Annotated in this window: 14 protein-coding genes; 6 read left to right on the top strand and 8 right to left on the bottom strand. The window is 71.6% G+C overall.

Going from position 1 to position 15,602, the window contains the following annotated elements; translation table 11 throughout:
* Window positions 1–69: 69 nt before the first annotated feature.
* Both AB0J71_RS13505 and pepN read right to left on the bottom strand, forming a co-directional pair.
* Window positions 70–1,578, bottom strand: a complete 1,509-nt coding sequence (locus AB0J71_RS13505) for a protein kinase (RefSeq protein ID WP_364414253.1) — start codon at window positions 1,576–1,578, stop codon at window positions 70–72.
* A gap of 94 nt (window positions 1,579–1,672) precedes the next feature.
* A complete protein-coding gene (gene pepN, locus AB0J71_RS13500; protein ID WP_364414251.1) occupies window positions 1,673–4,237 on the bottom strand; it encodes an aminopeptidase N in 2,565 nt (854 codons plus the stop codon).
* 90 nt (window positions 4,238–4,327) lie between these two features.
* On the opposite strand from pepN, the gene AB0J71_RS13495 reads away from it, so the two are divergent.
* Both AB0J71_RS13495 and AB0J71_RS13490 read left to right on the top strand, forming a co-directional pair.
* Window positions 4,328–4,948, top strand: coding sequence for a disulfide bond formation protein DsbA (locus AB0J71_RS13495; protein ID WP_364414249.1), 621 nt, complete (start codon window positions 4,328–4,330; stop codon window positions 4,946–4,948).
* A 131-nt stretch (window positions 4,949–5,079) separates the two neighbouring features.
* Window positions 5,080–6,483 carry an aldehyde dehydrogenase family protein gene (locus AB0J71_RS13490; protein WP_352323626.1) on the top strand — a complete coding sequence of 468 codons (1,404 nt, stop codon included), beginning with the start codon at window positions 5,080–5,082 and terminating at the stop codon, window positions 6,481–6,483.
* Between the two features lie 19 nt (window positions 6,484–6,502).
* Here the strand turns inward: AB0J71_RS13490 and def are convergent, their stop codons facing one another.
* Window positions 6,503–6,988 carry a peptide deformylase gene (gene def, locus AB0J71_RS13485; protein WP_352323625.1) on the bottom strand — a complete coding sequence of 162 codons (486 nt, stop codon included), beginning with the start codon at window positions 6,986–6,988 and terminating at the stop codon, window positions 6,503–6,505.
* A gap of 90 nt (window positions 6,989–7,078) precedes the next feature.
* On the opposite strand from def, the gene AB0J71_RS13480 reads away from it, so the two are divergent.
* Window positions 7,079–7,546, top strand: a complete 468-nt coding sequence (locus AB0J71_RS13480; protein WP_352323623.1) for a ribose-5-phosphate isomerase — start codon at window positions 7,079–7,081, stop codon at window positions 7,544–7,546.
* Here the strand turns inward: AB0J71_RS13480 and AB0J71_RS13475 are convergent.
* A complete protein-coding gene (locus tag AB0J71_RS13475) occupies window positions 7,543–7,689 on the bottom strand; it encodes a hypothetical protein (RefSeq protein ID WP_352323622.1) in 147 nt (48 codons plus the stop codon). The two genes, AB0J71_RS13480 and AB0J71_RS13475, sit on opposite strands and share 4 nt — an antisense overlap.
* A 23-nt stretch (window positions 7,690–7,712) precedes the next feature.
* Entirely contained in the window at window positions 7,713–8,945 is a 1,233-nt protein-coding gene (locus AB0J71_RS13470) for a GNAT family N-acetyltransferase (protein ID WP_352323621.1), read from the bottom strand.
* 118 nt (window positions 8,946–9,063) lie between these two features.
* Between AB0J71_RS13470 and AB0J71_RS13465 the strand changes: the two genes are divergently transcribed.
* Entirely contained in the window at window positions 9,064–10,179 is a 1,116-nt protein-coding gene (locus tag AB0J71_RS13465; protein ID WP_352323620.1) for a PP2C family protein-serine/threonine phosphatase, read from the top strand.
* A 142-nt stretch (window positions 10,180–10,321) separates the two neighbouring features.
* Here the strand turns inward: AB0J71_RS13465 and AB0J71_RS13460 are convergent, their stop codons facing one another.
* Window positions 10,322–10,918, bottom strand: coding sequence for a response regulator transcription factor (locus AB0J71_RS13460; RefSeq protein WP_352323619.1), 597 nt, complete (start codon window positions 10,916–10,918; stop codon window positions 10,322–10,324).
* A 155-nt stretch (window positions 10,919–11,073) separates the two neighbouring features.
* Between AB0J71_RS13460 and AB0J71_RS13455 the strand changes: the two genes are divergently transcribed.
* Window positions 11,074–12,375 carry a M50 family metallopeptidase gene (locus AB0J71_RS13455; protein WP_364414247.1) on the top strand — a complete coding sequence of 434 codons (1,302 nt, stop codon included), beginning with the start codon at window positions 11,074–11,076 and terminating at the stop codon, window positions 12,373–12,375.
* Between the two features lie 26 nt (window positions 12,376–12,401).
* On the opposite strand, the gene AB0J71_RS13450 is transcribed toward AB0J71_RS13455, so the two are convergent.
* A complete protein-coding gene (locus tag AB0J71_RS13450; RefSeq protein ID WP_352323617.1) occupies window positions 12,402–13,547 on the bottom strand; it encodes an amidohydrolase family protein in 1,146 nt (381 codons plus the stop codon).
* A gap of 159 nt (window positions 13,548–13,706) precedes the next feature.
* Between AB0J71_RS13450 and sigJ the strand changes: the two genes are divergently transcribed.
* Window positions 13,707–14,615 (top strand): RNA polymerase sigma factor SigJ, encoded by a 909-nt coding sequence (gene sigJ / locus AB0J71_RS13445; protein WP_352323616.1) that lies wholly within the window; start codon window positions 13,707–13,709, stop codon window positions 14,613–14,615.
* 16 nt (window positions 14,616–14,631) lie between these two features.
* On the opposite strand, the gene AB0J71_RS13440 is transcribed toward sigJ, so the two are convergent.
* Window positions 14,632–15,597: a hypothetical protein gene (locus tag AB0J71_RS13440; RefSeq protein ID WP_352323615.1), complete on the bottom strand. Its 966-nt coding sequence runs from the start codon at window positions 15,595–15,597 to the stop codon at window positions 14,632–14,634.
* Between the last annotated feature and the right edge of the window lie 5 nt (window positions 15,598–15,602).

The raw sequence follows: 15,602 nt of genomic DNA, 5'->3' as shown, positions 1-15,602 counted from the left end.
GTGTATGCCGCGTACGTCCTGGAAGGCGAGCGGGCACGGGGCGCGCGCACATCAGACGTTCCGGGGTGGTTACGGGCACGGGGCGCGTACGCATTGGACGTCTTCGGGCGGGCTGGTGACCGTGGGCTCGTCCGTGGGCTCCTCAGGGGGCTGGGTGGGCTCCTGGGTCGGCTCCGGCTCGGAGGTGGTCACGGTCGGCGTGGGCTTCGGCGAGACGGTGGGCGTGGCGCTCGGGGTGGTGGGGGCCACGGTGGGGCCGGGGGTCGCGCTGATGGTGCCGCTCGGCTTGGCGCTCGGCACGGCCTTGGTCGGCGGCGCGGGCTCCCTGGTGGTGTGCTCGGGGCTGCTCGGGCTGTGGGCCTGCGTGGTCTCGTCGGGGGGCGGCAGCACCTGGCCCGTGCTGGCGGGCTCGGCCGGACGCAGCCACACCGACCCCGCCACCGCGGCCGAGACCACGACGGCGGCCGCCATCGTGGCCAGGGCCGTCAGCGTGCGACGCCGGCGGGAGCTGCCGCCGGCGGGGGCCGAGGGCATGGTGAGCGGCGATCCGCTCTCGGCCACGGGCATGACGCCCGTCGGCTGGAGGCCCGGCTGGGAACCCGTGGGAAGACCCGCGTAGGAGGAGCCGATGGGGAGACCCGTGTGGGGGTCCGTGGAAAGACCCGTGTAGGAGCCCGTGGACAGGCCCGTGTGGGCGCCCGTCGTGGGCGGGGTGGCCGAAGAAGACGCGGTGGGCGGCGGGACGGGCAGGGCCGCGCCGCTGACCGACGCGCGGGCCGCCCGCGCCATGTCGGACGCCGACGCCCAGCGCTGCGCCGGGGCCTTCTGCAGCGCCCGCGTCACCACCTGGCGCACGGCCTGCGGCAGGTCGGCGGGCGGCTCGGGCACGGGCGCGTTGAGATGCTTGAAGATGATCTGCACCGGGGTGTCCCCCTGGTACGGCAGCCGCCCGGTCAGGCACTCGTAGGCCACCACGCCCAGCGCGTAGACGTCGACCGCCGGGGTGACCTCGTTGCCCGCGGCCATCTCCGGCGCGCAGTAGGCGGCCGAGCCGAGCATGGTGCCCGTGGCCGTGAGGTGACCGGCCGAGGCGGAGTGGGCGACCCCGAAGTCGGTCAGCGCGACCTGCCCGTCGGACCGGACCATGAGGTTGGCCGGCTTGACGTCGCGGTGGACGATGCCCTGGGCGTGGGCCGCGGCCAGCGCGTCGCCCACCTCGGCGACCAGGCGCATGGCCTCCTGGGCGCCGAGCGGGCCGCGCCGCAGGACCCGGTCGAGCGACTCGCCCCGGACGTATTCCATCACCAGGTAGCTGACCCGGCGCCCGTCGGCCTCGTGGACGCCGTAGTCGTAGACGCCGACCACGCCGCGGTGCCTGAGCGTGGCCATGGCTCTGGCCTCGTTCTGGAAGCGCTGGGTGAAGGTGGGGTTCTCCGACAGGGCGGGCATCATCACCTTGACCGCGACGGCCCGGCCCAGCACCAGGTCGTCGGCACGCCAGACCTCGCCCATGCCGCCGCCGCCGAGGCGGTCGGCCAGCACGTAGCGGTCGTTGAGCGTGGTACCGGCGCCTAGCACGTACTTGAGGCTAACACCCGGTCTCCGTGCTCAGGCCGTATTCGGCGCAGCGCGAAGCCGGCTCCCCGCCGGGCTCGGCGGGGAGCCGGACGGATCAGGCCGACGCGGCGTCGGTCTCGCGGTTGCGCAGAGCGCGGCTGACGCCGTCGGCGCCCTCCAGGATCAGCCTGCGCAGGGCCTGCGGCGGCTGCTCGGCGGCCAGGAAGTCCTGGGCGGCCTTGACCGTGGCGGGCTCGATGAGCAGCACGGGGAAGCAGTTCATGGCGAACGTCGAGGCCTTCTCGAACGTCCACTCGCGGTAGACGCGCCCGACCTCGGCGAAGTACTTCTCCCGGTACGGCTCCAGCAGCTCGGCGTGGTGCGCGTCCTGGAAACCGGCGATGGTGTTGCGGGCGATGTGGTTGGCCAGGTCGCCGCCCACGATCCGGTCCCAGGCCGCCGCCTTGGCCTCGGCCGTCGGGATCGCGGCCCGGCACAGCGCGGCCGACCGCTCACCCGTCGCCGTAGGGTCGCGCTCCAGCTCGGCGGCGATGTCGGGCTCGCCCAGCCGGCCGCCGGAGACCAGCGCGGCCACCAGCGTCCAGCGCAGGTCGGCGTCGACGGTCAGCCCCTCGGGCACGCCGGTGCCGTCGAGGATGGCCTGCAGCAGGTCGAGGTCGGCATCGGCGACCGCCACCGGGGCGAACGCCTGAAGGAAGGCGAGCTGGTGGTCGGAGCCGGGCGCGGCCGAGCCGAGCAGCGAGCGCAGCTCGGCGGCCAGCAGCGCCTCGCCCTCGGCCCGCCAGGCCGGGGCGGCGTACTGCTGGACGGCCTGGCGCGCCTGGCGCAGCACCGCCTGCAGGACCGTGATGTCGGAGACCGTGCCCGCGCCCGAGATGACCAGCTTGACGTAGTCGCGGGTGGACATCTCGCCGTCGCGGGTCATGTCCCAGGCCGCCGACCAGCACAGGGCGCGCGGCAGCGACTCGGTGAAGGCCGCGATGCCGCCCTCGACGAGCGTGCGCAGGGAACGCTCGTCCAGCCTGATCTTGGCGTAGGTCAGGTCGTCGTCGTTGAGCAGCACCAGGTCGGGCTGCTCGACGCCGACCAGCTCGGCCACGCCGGTACGGGCGCCCACCACGTCGAGCTCGACCCGCTTGGTGCGGGTGAGCACGCCGTCGATCAGCGAGTACAGGCCGATGGCGATGCGGTGCGAGCGCAGCGTCGGGTAGTCGGCCGGGGCCTCCTGCAGCACCTCGAAGGAGGTGAAGCGGCCGTCGGACACCTCGAAGGAGGGCCGCAGCGTGTTGACCCACGCGGTCTCCAGCCACTCCTTCGACCACGACGACAGGTCGCGGCCCGAGGTGCGCTCGAGGGCGGCGAGCAGGTCCTTCAGCTCGGTGTTGCCCCAGGCATGCTCGGCGAAGTAGTCGCGCACCCCGGCCAGGAAGTTGTCCAGGCCGACGTAGGCGACGAGCTGCTTGAGCACCGAGGCGCCCTTGGCGTACGTGATGCCGTCGAAGTTGACCTCGACCGCCTGCATGTCGGGGATGTCGGCGGCGATCGGGTGGGTGGAGGGAAGCTGGTCCTGGCGGTAGGCCCAGGACTTCTCCACGTTGGCGAACGTGGTCCACGCGCCGTTGCCCCAGCGGGTGGCCTCGGCCTGGGCCAGCACGGACACGTACGTGGCGAAGGACTCGTTCAGCCACAGGTCGTCCCACCAGCGCATGGTGACCAGGTCGCCGAACCACATGTGGGCCATCTCGTGCAGGATCGTCTCGGCGCGCCGCTCGACGACCGCGTCGGTCACGCGGGAGCGGAAGACGTAGTCCTCCAGGAACGTCACGCAACCGGCGTTCTCCATCGCGCCGGCGTTGAACTCGGGCACGAAGAGCTGGTCGTACTTGGTGAAGGGGTAGCGGACGCCGAACACCCGGTGGAAGAAGTCGAAGCCCTGCCTGGTGACCTCGAAGAGGTTGTCGGCGTCGAGGTGCTCGCCGAGCGAGGCGCGGCAGTAGAGCCCGAGGGGGATGCCGTCGTGCTCGGCGGTGACCTTGTAGTACGGCCCGGCCACCAGCGCGGTGATGTACGTCGAGATCACCGGCGTCGGCTCGAACTCCCAGCGCCTGGCCGCCTGGACGCCGCCGTGGCGGCCGGACTGCCCTTCGAGGTCCTCGACCTTGGCCGCGGCGCCGTTGGAGATGACCTCCCAGTCGGCGGGGGCCAGCACGGTGAGCTGGAAGACGGCCTTGAGGTCGGGCTGGTCGAAGCAGGCGTACATGCGGTGGGCGTCGGCCGTCTCGAACTGGCTGTGCAGGTAGACCTTCTGGTCGACCGGGTCCACGAAGCGGTGGAGACCCTCGCCCGTGCGCATGTAGCTGCAGTCGGCGTCGACCAGCAGCTCGTTGGACTCCGCCAGCGAGGGGAGCGGGAAGCGGCCCTTGTCGGCGTCGTAGGAGGAGACGTCGAGGTCGGTGCCGTTGAGGGTGACCTTGCGCACGTTGGCGCCGTGCAGGTCGATGAAGGTGGAGGCGCCCGGGCTGGTGCTGGTGAAGCGCACCGTCGTGACGCTCTCGAAGCGCTCGTCCCCCTCCGTCAGGTCGAGTGCGACCTCGTACGACTCGACCTTCAACAGCCGGGCACGCTCGCGAGCCTCGTCCCGGGTCAGGTTGCCTGCCAAGTTGCGCTCCTTTTCACCACTTCGTTGTAGTTTGTCGGTATCCTGCCACGCCGGGAATAGGACCTCGACACCCTCAGGTTATGGCCCCACGTGACTGAGAAGATTCCCGTGGACCTGTGGTTCGATCCTTTCTGCCCATTTGCCTGGGCGACGTCACGATGGCTTCTCGAAGTGGAGAAGGTACGCGCCATCGAACCGCGCTGGCACGTCATGAGCCTCAACGTCCTCAACGAAGGCAAGGACGTGCCCGAGTCCTACCGTGAGGCCATCGCCAGGGCCATCGAACCCGTCCGCGTGGTGGCCGCCGCGCGGGCCGCGCACGGCGACGCGGTCGTCGGCCCGCTCTACACCGAGCTCGGCACGCGCCTGCACAACGAGCGCGGGATGAAGGACCTCAGCCGCCTCGGCGAGCTGATCGAGGATTCCCTGGAGGCCGTCGGCCTCAGCCGCGACCTCGCCGCCGCCGCCCACTCCACCGAGTGGGACGACGCCGTGCGCGCCTCCCACCAGGAGGGCATCACGCTGGTCGGCCAGGACGTCGGCACCCCGGTCATCCGCGTCGGCGCCAACGCCTTCTTCGGCCCCGTGATCACGTCCATCCCGAAGGGCGAGGACGCGGGCAGGCTCTGGGACGGCGTGCTGCTCGTCACCGAGTTCGACGACTTCTTCGAGCTCAAGCGCACTCGAACCAGACAGCCCACCTTCGACTAGATATGTCCTCCACCGCCGGGGTAAGACTCCTACCCTGGCGGTAGGTTCTCGGGCGCGCGGAGGATGAGGAATCCCCCTCCGCCCGATCCATGGTCTCGCCAGCCCCACGACGTGCACGCGAGGATGGCCCCATGCGCCAGCTGTATATCGGCGGTTCCTGGAACGCCTCTACGTCAGACGAGTCCATCGAGGTCGCCAACCCGGCCACGGAGGAGATCATCGACCGGGTGCCGGCGGGCACCCCCGACGACGTCGAGGCGGCGGTGTCGGCGGCGCGGGCGGCGTTCCCCGCCTGGTCCGACACCTCGGCTGCCCAGCGCGGGAAGCTCCTCGGCGACGCGGCCGAGCTGCTCAAACAGCGCGCCGAGAGCGTCGCGGCGACGATCGCCACCGACATGGGCGCGCCCCTCGGCTTCGCGCTCAAGGTGCAGACGCTGATGCCCGCGGCCGTCCTGTCCTCCTACGCGCAGCTGGCCGAGAGCTACCCGCGCGAGTCCCGCATCGGCAACTCCCTGCTGGTCAAGGAGCCGATCGGGGTCGTCGCGGCGATCACGCCCTGGAACTACCCGCTGCACCAGATCATCTGCAAGGTCGGCCCCGCGCTGGCCGCCGGCTGCACGGTGGTGCTCAAGCCCAGCGAGGTGGCGCCGCTGGCGGCGTACGCGCTGGCCGAGATCTTCGACGAGGTGGGCCTGCCGCCCGGGGTGTTCAACCTGGTCAGCGGGCGCGGCCAGGTCGTCGGTGAGGCGATGGCCGCCCATCCCGAGGTGGACATGGTCTCCTTCACCGGCTCGACCGTGGCCGGCCGCCGGGTCGCCGCGCTCGCCGCCGAGACCGTCAAGCGGGTGGCGCTGGAGCTCGGCGGCAAGTCGGCCAACATCATCCTGCCCGACGCCGACCTGGCCACCGCCGTCAAGGTCGGCGTGGCCAACTGCTTCATCAACGCCGGCCAGACCTGCTCGGCCTGGACCCGCATGATCGTCCACCGCGACCAGTACGACGACGCCGTCCGCCTGGCCGTCGAGGCGACCCGCAAGTACACCGTCGGCGACCCCTTCGACGAGGCCACCAGGGTCGGGCCCCTGGTGTCGGCGGCCCAGCGCGATCGGGTGGTCCGCTACATCAACCGGGGCCAGGAGGAGGGCGCCAGGCTTGTCGCCGGCGGCACCGAGCGCCCCCGCGAGCGCGGCTTCTACGTCGAGCCCACGGTCTTCGCCGCGGTCGAGCCGGGCATGACGATCGAGCAGGAGGAGATCTTCGGGCCCGTGCTGGCGCTGATCCCGTACACGAGCGAGGGCCAGGCCGTGGAGATCGCCAACGACACCAGGTACGGCCTGGCCGGCGCGGTCTGGTCGGGCAGCCAGGAGCGCGCGGTCGCGGTCGCCCGCAGGCTGCGCACCGGCCAGGTCGTCGTCAACGGCGGCCAGTTCAACCCGCTGGCCCCCTTCGGCGGGTACAAGCAGTCGGGCGTGGGCCGCGAGCTGGGCGAGTTCGGCCTGGAGGAGTACCTGGAGATCAAGTCGCTGCAGCTGTAGGCCCCCGGCCCGCCGCGGGCTACGCGCGCAGCATGATCCTGCGGGCCTCGTCCTTGGGCAGGCGGTCGACGTACAGCTTGCCGTCGAGGTGCTCGGTCTCGTGCTGGAAACAGCGTGCCAGCGAGCCGCGGGCCTTGATGCGCACGGGCCGCTGCAGCCGGTCGACGCCCTCGACGGTGACGCCGGCGGCCCGCGCGACGGGGGCGTAGATCGGCGTGCGGGTGCGGCGGTCGGGCACCGACAGGCAGCCCTCCTCGTCGGCGACCTCCTCGGCGTCGTCGACGGTGAGGACGGGGTTGGCGACATGGCCCTTGCGCCCGGCGATGTCGTAGACGAACAGCCGCCGCGACACGCCGATCTGCGGACCGGCCAGGCCCACGCCGTTGACCGCGTACATCGCCTGGAACATCTCCTCGATCAGGCGGCGCAGCTCGCGGTCGAAGTCGGTGACGGGCTCGGCGGGCGTGCGCAGCACCGGATCGCCGATGACGCGGATCTCACGCATGCGTCTCCACTTTCGTAAGGACTGGGGAACGGTAGGGGTCCTTACTCTAGCCAGCGAGTGGGATCGGCGGGGCTGTGGAAGACTGGGCGGGTGCGTGTCTACATCGGTGCCGACCATGCCGGCTATGAGCTCAAGAACCACCTCGTGTCCTGGCTCAAGGACCACGGCCACGAGGTGACCGACTGCGGTCCCTTCGTCTACGACGCCGAGGACGACTATCCGGCGTTCGTCCTGCGCGCCGCCGAGGGCGTCGGCGGCGACCCCGGCAGCCTGGGGGTGGTGATCGGCGGCTCGGGCAACGGCGAGCAGATCGCGGCCAACAAGGTGCGCGGCATCCGCGCGGCCCTGGCCTGGAGCGAGGAGACCGCCTCGCTGGCCCGCGAGCACAACAACGCCAACGTCGTCAGCATCGGCGCGCGCATGCACACGACCGAGGAGGCGACCAGGTTCGTCGAGGTCTTCCTGACCACCTCCTTCTCCGGCAGCGAGCGCCACAGCAGGCGCATCGCGCAGCTGACCACCTACGAGACGATCGGCCAGCTGCCCTCGCTGCCCTAGGTCTTGCGCCTGGCCTCGCGCCGGGGCATCTCGTCGCGCAGGGGCCGCCGGTCGGCGGCCTCCTGCTGCTCCTTCGACGGCCTGGACACGTCGCGGGCCCGCATGGCGATGGTCGCGGTGATCTGCAGACTTTGCAGGGCCATGCTCCGAGCCTACGTCCTGTGTCTCAGAACACCAGCCCGGCCAGCGGCTTGGGGCTCCACGCCATGGCCGCGGCCAGCGCCCGCACCGCGCCCGGCGTGTGCTCGCGCAGCAGGCCCGCGTCGAGCTGCGCGCCGAGCAGTCCGTCGCCCATGTACGCCGAGCCGAGCGCGGACACCGGCACCGTCAGGTGCGGCTCGTCGTCCACCGGCTTGCACTCCGCGCCGGTGGCGTCGGCGGTGAGCCGCCGGCGGCCGGCGTTCCACGGGCACACGTCGTCCTCGATCTCGATCACCAGGTCCACGGGGGCCGCGTAGGCGCGGGCGGTCAGGGCCCTGTCGACGTCGACCAGGCGCACCCAAAGCTCGTCGGACCAGGTCGCGCGCAACTGGCGGGAGTCGGCGAGCAGCGCGATCAGGGCGTCGTCCACCGGCCGGGCGTACGCCTCCAGCCTGGTGATCAGGTCACGGTCCAGCATGTCGCGCCACAGCAGGGCGTAGGCCGCCGGATCGGTCGCCTCCAGCTCGAACACCCGCAGTTCGCCGCTGGGCACGCCGTTGGCGTCCCATGCCGACTTGGTGCGGAACAGCGCGTAACCGCGCACCTCCTGGTCGTCCTCGGCGAGCACCGCGCGCAGCGAGCCCCAGCCGCCCCTGTCGTGCTCCTCGTCGGCCAGGAAGGCGTCCCAGACGTGCCGGGTGCGCTCGTACCGGCCAGGACGCCGGGTCACGACGGCGGCGAACAGCTTCTCGAAATCGGCCCTGGCCTCGGTGGGGGAGACCACCCTGAGCCGGAGCGCCGGGTCGGTGGGGGCGTCCCGCACGAAGGCCGAGCGGTGCTTGTCGATCTTGTACGACAGTTCGCTGGCCGCCCTGCCGTAACCGAACCTGCCGTAGATCAGCGACTCGGAGGCGTAGAGGGCGGCCACCGACTCGCCGCGGTCGCGGATGTCGGACAGCTGCCGGCGCATCAGCGCCGACAGCACGCCGCGGCGGCGGTGCGAGGGAAGCACGCTGACCGCGGTCACGCCGCCCACGGGGATCTGACGTCCGCCGGGGACGGTCATCGTCAGGCTGAAGACGGACGTGACGCCCGCCATGGTGCTGCCGTCGAAGGCGACCAGGGTGCGGTCGAACTCCGTGGCGGCCTTGTACCGCTCGTCCTGGGTGGGATGCGGCGTCCAGCCGAACCCCTCTGCGAGCACGCCGGCGAAGCCCGGCCACTCGGATTCGTCAATGGGACGGATCGGATAGGTCATCCGTCCACGGTAGGAGGGGGCAAAGGGGGACGGCCACCCAATATCCGTGCTTAATGATCAAGGCCTTGGTCAAGTGGGCTGCCCAAACAGGGGTCAGACCGATACAGTCACACGCATCATGAGTTCCCGTCCGGCGCCGCTGATTCCGCCACGGGTCCGTGCGGTCCTGGTTCGGGTGCCGTTCCTGGTGTCCGCCGTCCGGTTCGTCCGGAGGGGGCCGCTGGCCCGTGACCGCAACCTGCTCATCACGCTCACCGTGCTCTCGCTCGTCATCGGGCTGCTGGCGGCGAAGGTGTCCACCGAGTGGTTCTCGCCGTCGCTGCTCATCCTGGTGACCCTGATCGGCGGGCTGCAGCTGCGGCTGCGCAGCCTGGTCAAGCTGCTGGTGGCGGTGGGCGTCGCGCTGACCTACGTCGCGGCCACGCTCGGGGTGGCGCGGGTGGGGCTGGGGCTCACGGTGACGATCGTGTTCACCACCGTGCTCGCCGTGCTCATGGCCCGTACCAGGGGCAAGCTGGGCGTGCAGGGGCTGCGCGGCGACGCGATGCTGCTGGAGCTGCGCGACCGGCTCAGGAGCCAGGGCGAGCTGCCCCCGCTGCCGAAGGACTGGGGCGGCAAGGTGGTGCTCAAGCAGGCCGGGGGCTCGTCGTTCGGCGGCGACTTCCTGGTCTCCATGCGCGACGGCGACTCCGTGGAGATCGCCCTGGTCGACGTCTCCGGCAAGGGGGTCGACGCCGGCACCCGCGCGCTGCTGCTGTCGGGCACGTTCGGCGGGCTGCTCGGCTCGGTCGACGACTTCCTGCCCGCCTGCAACGCCTACCTCCACCGCCAGCGCGGCGACGAGGGCTTCGTGACGGCCGTGCACGTCCGCCTCGACCTCGCCACCGGCGACTACACGATCACCTCGGCCGGCCATCCGCCGGTGGTCAAGCTCGACTCGGGCACCGGCAACTGGCAGGTCGCCTCGGCCAAGGGCGTGGTGCTCGGCGTGGTGCCCGACCTCCACTGCGAGCCCGACAGCGGCACCCTGCGCAAGGGCGACGCGCTGCTGCTCTACACCGACGGCCTGATCGAGCAGCCGGGGCGCGACATCGACGCCGGGCTCGACCGGTTGCTCGGCGAGGCCGAACGGCTGCTGCCCTCCGGTTTCCGCGACGGCGCCAGGGCGCTGGTCAACGCGATGTCCTCGGGCCACAACGACGACTGCGCGCTGGTGTTGATCTGGCGTCCGTAGTGACGTTTCACACGGGTCAGGTCGTGATGGCGGTCACTGGCCACGGGTTCGGCGGGCTGAGATCATTCGACTGTTCGGGTCCCGGCGGAGCGGCGCGGCTCCACCGGGCCCGTCATCTCGTCCGGTTCCGCACGACCAGCCGCTACAACCAGCCGCTGTCGCTGGCGATGCGCACGGCGTCGAGCCGGTTGCGGGCGCCCGTCTTGCACATGATCCGCGACAGATGGTTGCGGACGGTGCCGACCGACAGGAACAACTGATCGGCGATCTCGGTCGATCTCGCCCCGCCCGCCGCGATGCGCAGCACGTCGAGCTCGCGCCGGGTGAGCGGGTTGGCGGCCGACTGCAGGGCCGCCACCGCGAGCTCCGCCTCCACCGCCCGTCCGCCCGCGGCGACCTGGCGCACCCCCTCGGCCAGCCGCTCGGGCGCCACGCGCAGGCTCATGAACCCCAGCACGCTGCCGTTGAACGCCCTGCGCACCTGGCCGGGGCTCGGCCGCGCGGAGAGGATCAGCACCGAGCAGCGGGGGACCTGCTCGGTCAGCTGGGTGGCGACCGGCAGGCCCGGCAGGTCGAGGTCGACGATCGCGACGTCGGGCGCGCTCGACCGCGCGGCCGGCAGCACACCGTCGGGGCAGCCCGTCTCGGCGACCACCCGCAGGTCGGGCTCGGCTTCGAGCGTGGCCTGCAGACCGCGTCGCACCAAGGGCAGGTGTTCGGCGATGAGTATGCGGATCAAGACGTCCCCCTCCATCGTCTCCCAGGGTGATCGGCTGATCGCTTACTGTCAATGCGGTCCGTTGATTCGCCAAAGTGCGGGCAAGCCCGAGGGTTGTGCAGAGTTCGACTAGTCTGGGAACGTCGAGACCGTCTGTCTGCCTGGAGCGCGCGTAGATGAACTGGCTCTTTGTCGCCGGGATCCTTCTTTTCCTGGTGGGGTTGATGGTCTCCGTCGGCCTGCACGAGGTGGGCCATCTCGTGCCGGCCAAGATCTTCGGCGTCCGGGTCACCCAGTACATGGTCGGCTTCGGCTCGACGGCCTGGTCCATCCGCAGGGGCGAGACCGAGTACGGCATCAAGTGGCTGCCGCTCGGCGGCTACATCCGCATGATCGGCATGCTGCCGCCGCGCCCCGGCGACGACCCCGGCAGGCTGCGGAGCGCGTCGACCGGGCCATGGCAGGGCCTGATCGAGACCGCCCGCGAAGCCGCCATGGAGGAGGTGCGGCCCGGCGACGAGGACCGCGTCTTCTACCGCAAGAAGTGGTGGCAGAAGATCATCATCATGTCGGGCGGCCCGGCGATGAACTTCGTGCTCGCCTTCATCTTCTTCAGCATCCTGCTGGTCGGCATCGGCCTGCCCAAGACCGCCCCGATCGTGTCGCCCGACACCAACACGTGCGTGATCCCCACCACCGAGGTGCGCAAGACGTGCGCGCCCACCGACGAGCGCACCCCGGCCGCCAAGGCGGGCGTCAAGGTCGGCGACCACATCGTCTCCCTCGACGGCCAGAAGATCCAGACCTGGCAGGACGCCACCCGCCTGATCCGCGGCCACGGCGCCGGCCCCGTCAAGCTGGGCATCGTCCGCGACGGCAGGCCGATGACGCTCGACGTCACGCTCATCGCCCGCGACATGGCGAACCCGGCCGACGAGACCAAGATCGACAAGGGCGTCGGGTTCCTCGGCGTCGTGCCCTCCCAGGTCTTCGAGCAGCAGAGCATCGGCCAGGTGCCGGGCTACATGACCGACCTGACCGGCCGCGTGGTGGGCTCGATGGTCAACCTGCCGGCGAAGATGGTCGGCGTCTGGAACGCCGCCTTCTCCGGCGACAAGCGCGACCCCGAGGGCCCGGTCGGCGTGGTGGGCGCGGGCCGGCTCGGCGGCGAGATCCTGGCCTCCGACATGTCCAACAAGAGCAAGCTGTTCACCTTCGTCAGCCTGCTGGCCGGGTTCAACCTGGCGATCGGCCTGTTCAACCTGATCCCGCTGCTGCCCCTCGACGGCGGCCACATCGCGGGCGGCCTGTGGGAGGGCGTCAAGCGCGGCTACGCCAAGATCATGCGCCGCCCCGAGCCCCGCTACGTCGACATCGCCAAGGTGCTGCCGCTCACGTACGCGATGGCGTTCGTGCTGATCATCATGGCCGGTCTGCTGGTCTACGCCGACCTGGTCAACCCCCTCACGCTCGGCTGAGCCGGCCGCCCGCCACGGGCAGGGGGCTACCGGGCCTGACGCACCCCGCGACGCCAGACCTCGGCGATGTCGCCCACGGCGGTGACGTCCCGGGTGGCGTCGCCCTCGACCAGCACCAGGTCCGCGCGCAGGCCGGGGGCGATCCGGCCGCGGTCGGCCAGTCCGAAGTGCCGGGCCGGCACGCTGGTCGCGGCGGCCAGCGCCTCCTCCCCGCCGAGCCCGGCCTCGGTGAGCAACCGCAGCTCGCGGTGCAGACCGGCGCCGTGGGCGGGCACGAACGGGGTGGCGTCGGTCCCGGCGAGCAGCGGCACACCCGCGTGACGCAGGGCCCGCAGCGCGCCGACGGCGTTGGCGGAGCTGCCGGGGCGGGCGCAGTCGGCGGTCTCGACGTGCTGAGCAGTGATCGCCTCGAAGTAGGCCAGCGTCGTCACCACGAAGACGCCCTGGTCGCGCACGCGCCCGGCCAGGCGCGGCGAGGCCGGGTCGTCCGGCGCCAGGTCGGTCCACACGTGAGCCAGGCCGTCGACGCCGGCGTCCAGCGCGATCCCCACCTCGGCGGCGGTGATCGCGTGGGCGATGACCAGCAGGCCCGCCTCGTGCGCCGCCGCTGCCAGGGCGGCGGCGACCTCCGCCGTCATGACGGGCAGGTCGGCCCCGTGCACGGCGCCGTCGTCGATGACGATTTTGAGGTAGTCGGCCCCCTCGGCCAGCCTGGCCCGGACGAACGCCGGCGCCTGCGCCGGGTCGGAGACGAAGTCGATCGCCGTGCCGTCGAGCCCGTCCAGGACGGTGCCCGCCAGGGCCGCCAGCAGCTGGGTCGGGTGCCCGCCGGGCGCGGTGGCCAGCGTGCCGGCGCTGCGCAGGTCGGCCACGTCGTCGTTCTCGGCGGCCAGCCGCCGCTGCCCGGCGAGCATCTGCGGGAGGCAGAACATGTCGAGCTCGGTGGTGACCCCGTACCGCAGGGCCTGGGCCAGGCTGCCGTCGAACACGTGGGTGTGCGCGTCGATCAGGCCGGGCAGCAGCGTCCTGCCCGTGCCGTCCACCTCGGCATCGGCCGGGTGGTCCGCGCCGGAGCCGACGGCGGCGATCAGATCGTTCTCGATCACCACGTCGGCCGTCGCGATGGTGTGCTCGCCGTCGAACACCCTGACGTCGCGGATCAATGTACGCATCGAAGCTCTCCCTCGTGAGTCGTGAACCCTCGGACGCCACCACAGAGGGGCAACCGGCCGGGAACTGTGACATGAGTGGCATAGATCACGCTTGATGGCTTCATGTCACAATCTCCGCCCGTCGGGACTCTTCGGTTGCGACAGATGAGGAGGCCCGCCATGACACCGACCCCGCGGCAGCCCGCCGACGCCGCCACCGAGCAGTTCCTCGGCTACCGGGAACTGCTGTTCTCCGTGGTCTACAACATGCTCGGCAGCGTCGCCGACACCGAGGACGTGCTGCAGGAGGCGTGGCTGGCCTGGTCCGCCCGGCACCGCAGGCCGGACGCCGGACCGGTGGAGAACGTCCGGGCCTACCTGGTGCGGATCGCGGTGAACCAGGCGCTCGCCCGGCGGGCGGACCTGAGCCGCCGGCAGGAGACCTACGTCGGCCCGTGGCTGCCGGAACCGCTGGTCACGGCCCCGGACAACGCCGGGGGCGCCGCCGGGAGCGGGGAGTCGTTGTCGATGGCGGTGCTGGTCGTGCTGGAGACGCTGTCACCGCTGGAACGAGCCGTCTTCGTGCTGCACGAGGTGTTCGGGTTCAGCCATCCGGAGACGGCCGACATCCTCGGGCGCACGCCGGCGGCCGTCCGGCAGCTCGCGGCCCGCGCCCGTCGCCACGTTCATGCCCGCCGTCCGCGTCACCGGACCGAGCCCGGCGTGCACGCCGAGGTGACCGAGCGGTTCGCCGCGGCGGCCCTCGGCGGTGACCTGCGGGCTTTGCTGGAGGTGCTGGCGCCGGAGGTGACCCTGTGGACCGACGGCGGCGGCAAGGGGCCCGCCACCAGCCTGCACCCGGTCCACGGCCGGGACGAGGTGGCCGCGATCTTCATGTCCGTGGCCGCGACGCTGACCCCCGGCGCGGTGGACCTGCGCTACCGGCGGGTGGCCGGGGATCCGTGCGCGCTGGTCTTCTCCGGTGACGGCCCGCTGGCCGTGGTCGTCGTCGATCTCACGCCCGAGGGCGACCGGATCGCCGCCGTCTACTCCGTCACCAACCCCGACAAGCTGACCGGCATCCGCTGAGCCGCCGGCCCCGCGGCTAGTTCATCGAGATGTGCACGTGGTCGTAGTGGTTCTCGGTGATGCTGCCGCGGTCGGACATCGAGCGCCAGCCCGAGCCCTGGTTGATGCGCTGCTTCCAGATCACGTACTTGACGCCCAGCTTGGCCTTGTTCTTCAGGGCCCAGTCGGCCAGCCGGTCGCCGAGCGCGTTGTTGACGGCGCTCGGCATGGTGCCGCCAGTGCTCATCATGAAGTCGCAGGCCCGGCCGAGCGGGTGCTCGCCGCTGGAGCCGGCCCGGAAGCAGCCCACCTCGTACGGCAGCGAGAAGTTCTTCTGCACCTGCGCGCGCATCAGCCGGGTGCGCGGCGTGATGTTGTCCGAGCCGGCCGGCAGCTCGGGCGCCCAGCTCCCGTCGGACTTCTTGCCCGGCCCGAACGGCACGAGGTCCTGGAGCTTCTTCTTGATGTCGTCGATGACGTCCTGGGCGTCGTCGCGCTGCTCGGCCACCTCCGCCGTGCCCGCCTTCAGCTGCGTCGCGAGCGCGGCGGCGGCCGTGGCGGCCTTCTTCTGGTCGTCGCGGGCCTTGGCCACGCTGTCCACGACCGCCTGCTGCTCGGCGGTGAGCTGTTCGAGCACGGCCGCGCCGCCGCCGTCCGGGGTCAGCATGAAGCCCGGCAGGGAGGCGTCGCGGCTCTGGTAGCGCAGCCGGGCGATCTCGGCGACCCGCTGCTCGGCCGTGGCGACCGCCTGCTCGGCGGCGGTGAGCCGCTGCTGGGCCGCGGTGGCGGCCTGCTGGGCCTTGGCCAGCTCGACCCGCTTGAGGTTGTACGTCTCGATCAGCTTGTCGACCTTGCGGTTGAGCTGCTTGAGCTGGGCCCGCAGCTGCGCCTCCGACGGCTTGGGCGCGGCTGACGCCGAGACTGAGGCGGCGGCCGGCTGGACGAGCAGGGCGGTGGCGGTGATGAGACCGACGGCAAGACTCGCGGGGGACGAAGCCGCCACGTGGT

Source organism: Nonomuraea sp. NPDC049637 (genome assembly GCF_040675235.1).
Lineage (GTDB): Bacteria > Actinomycetota > Actinomycetes > Streptosporangiales > Streptosporangiaceae > Nonomuraea.
Note: the sequence above shows the minus strand (reverse complement) of the source record. Positions and strands in the feature narration are given on the sequence as shown.

Excerpts from the sequence above, each read along its gene's own strand:
- AB0J71_RS13465 (WP_352323620.1), top strand. The coding sequence starts at position 9,064 with ATGAGTTCCCGTCCGGCGCCGCTGATTCCGCCACGGGTCCGTGCGGTC.
- def (WP_352323625.1), bottom strand. The coding sequence starts at position 6,988 with ATGCGTGAGATCCGCGTCATCGGCGATCCGGTGCTGCGCACGCCCGCC.
- AB0J71_RS13475 (WP_352323622.1), bottom strand. The coding sequence starts at position 7,689 with ATGGCCCTGCAAAGTCTGCAGATCACCGCGACCATCGCCATGCGGGCC.
- AB0J71_RS13490 (WP_352323626.1), top strand. The coding sequence starts at position 5,080 with ATGCGCCAGCTGTATATCGGCGGTTCCTGGAACGCCTCTACGTCAGAC.
- AB0J71_RS13450 (WP_352323617.1), bottom strand. The coding sequence starts at position 13,547 with ATGCGTACATTGATCCGCGACGTCAGGGTGTTCGACGGCGAGCACACC.
- AB0J71_RS13470 (WP_352323621.1), bottom strand. The coding sequence starts at position 8,945 with ATGACCTATCCGATCCGTCCCATTGACGAATCCGAGTGGCCGGGCTTC.
- sigJ (WP_352323616.1), top strand. The coding sequence starts at position 13,707 with ATGACACCGACCCCGCGGCAGCCCGCCGACGCCGCCACCGAGCAGTTC.
- AB0J71_RS13455 (WP_364414247.1), top strand. The coding sequence starts at position 11,074 with ATGAACTGGCTCTTTGTCGCCGGGATCCTTCTTTTCCTGGTGGGGTTG.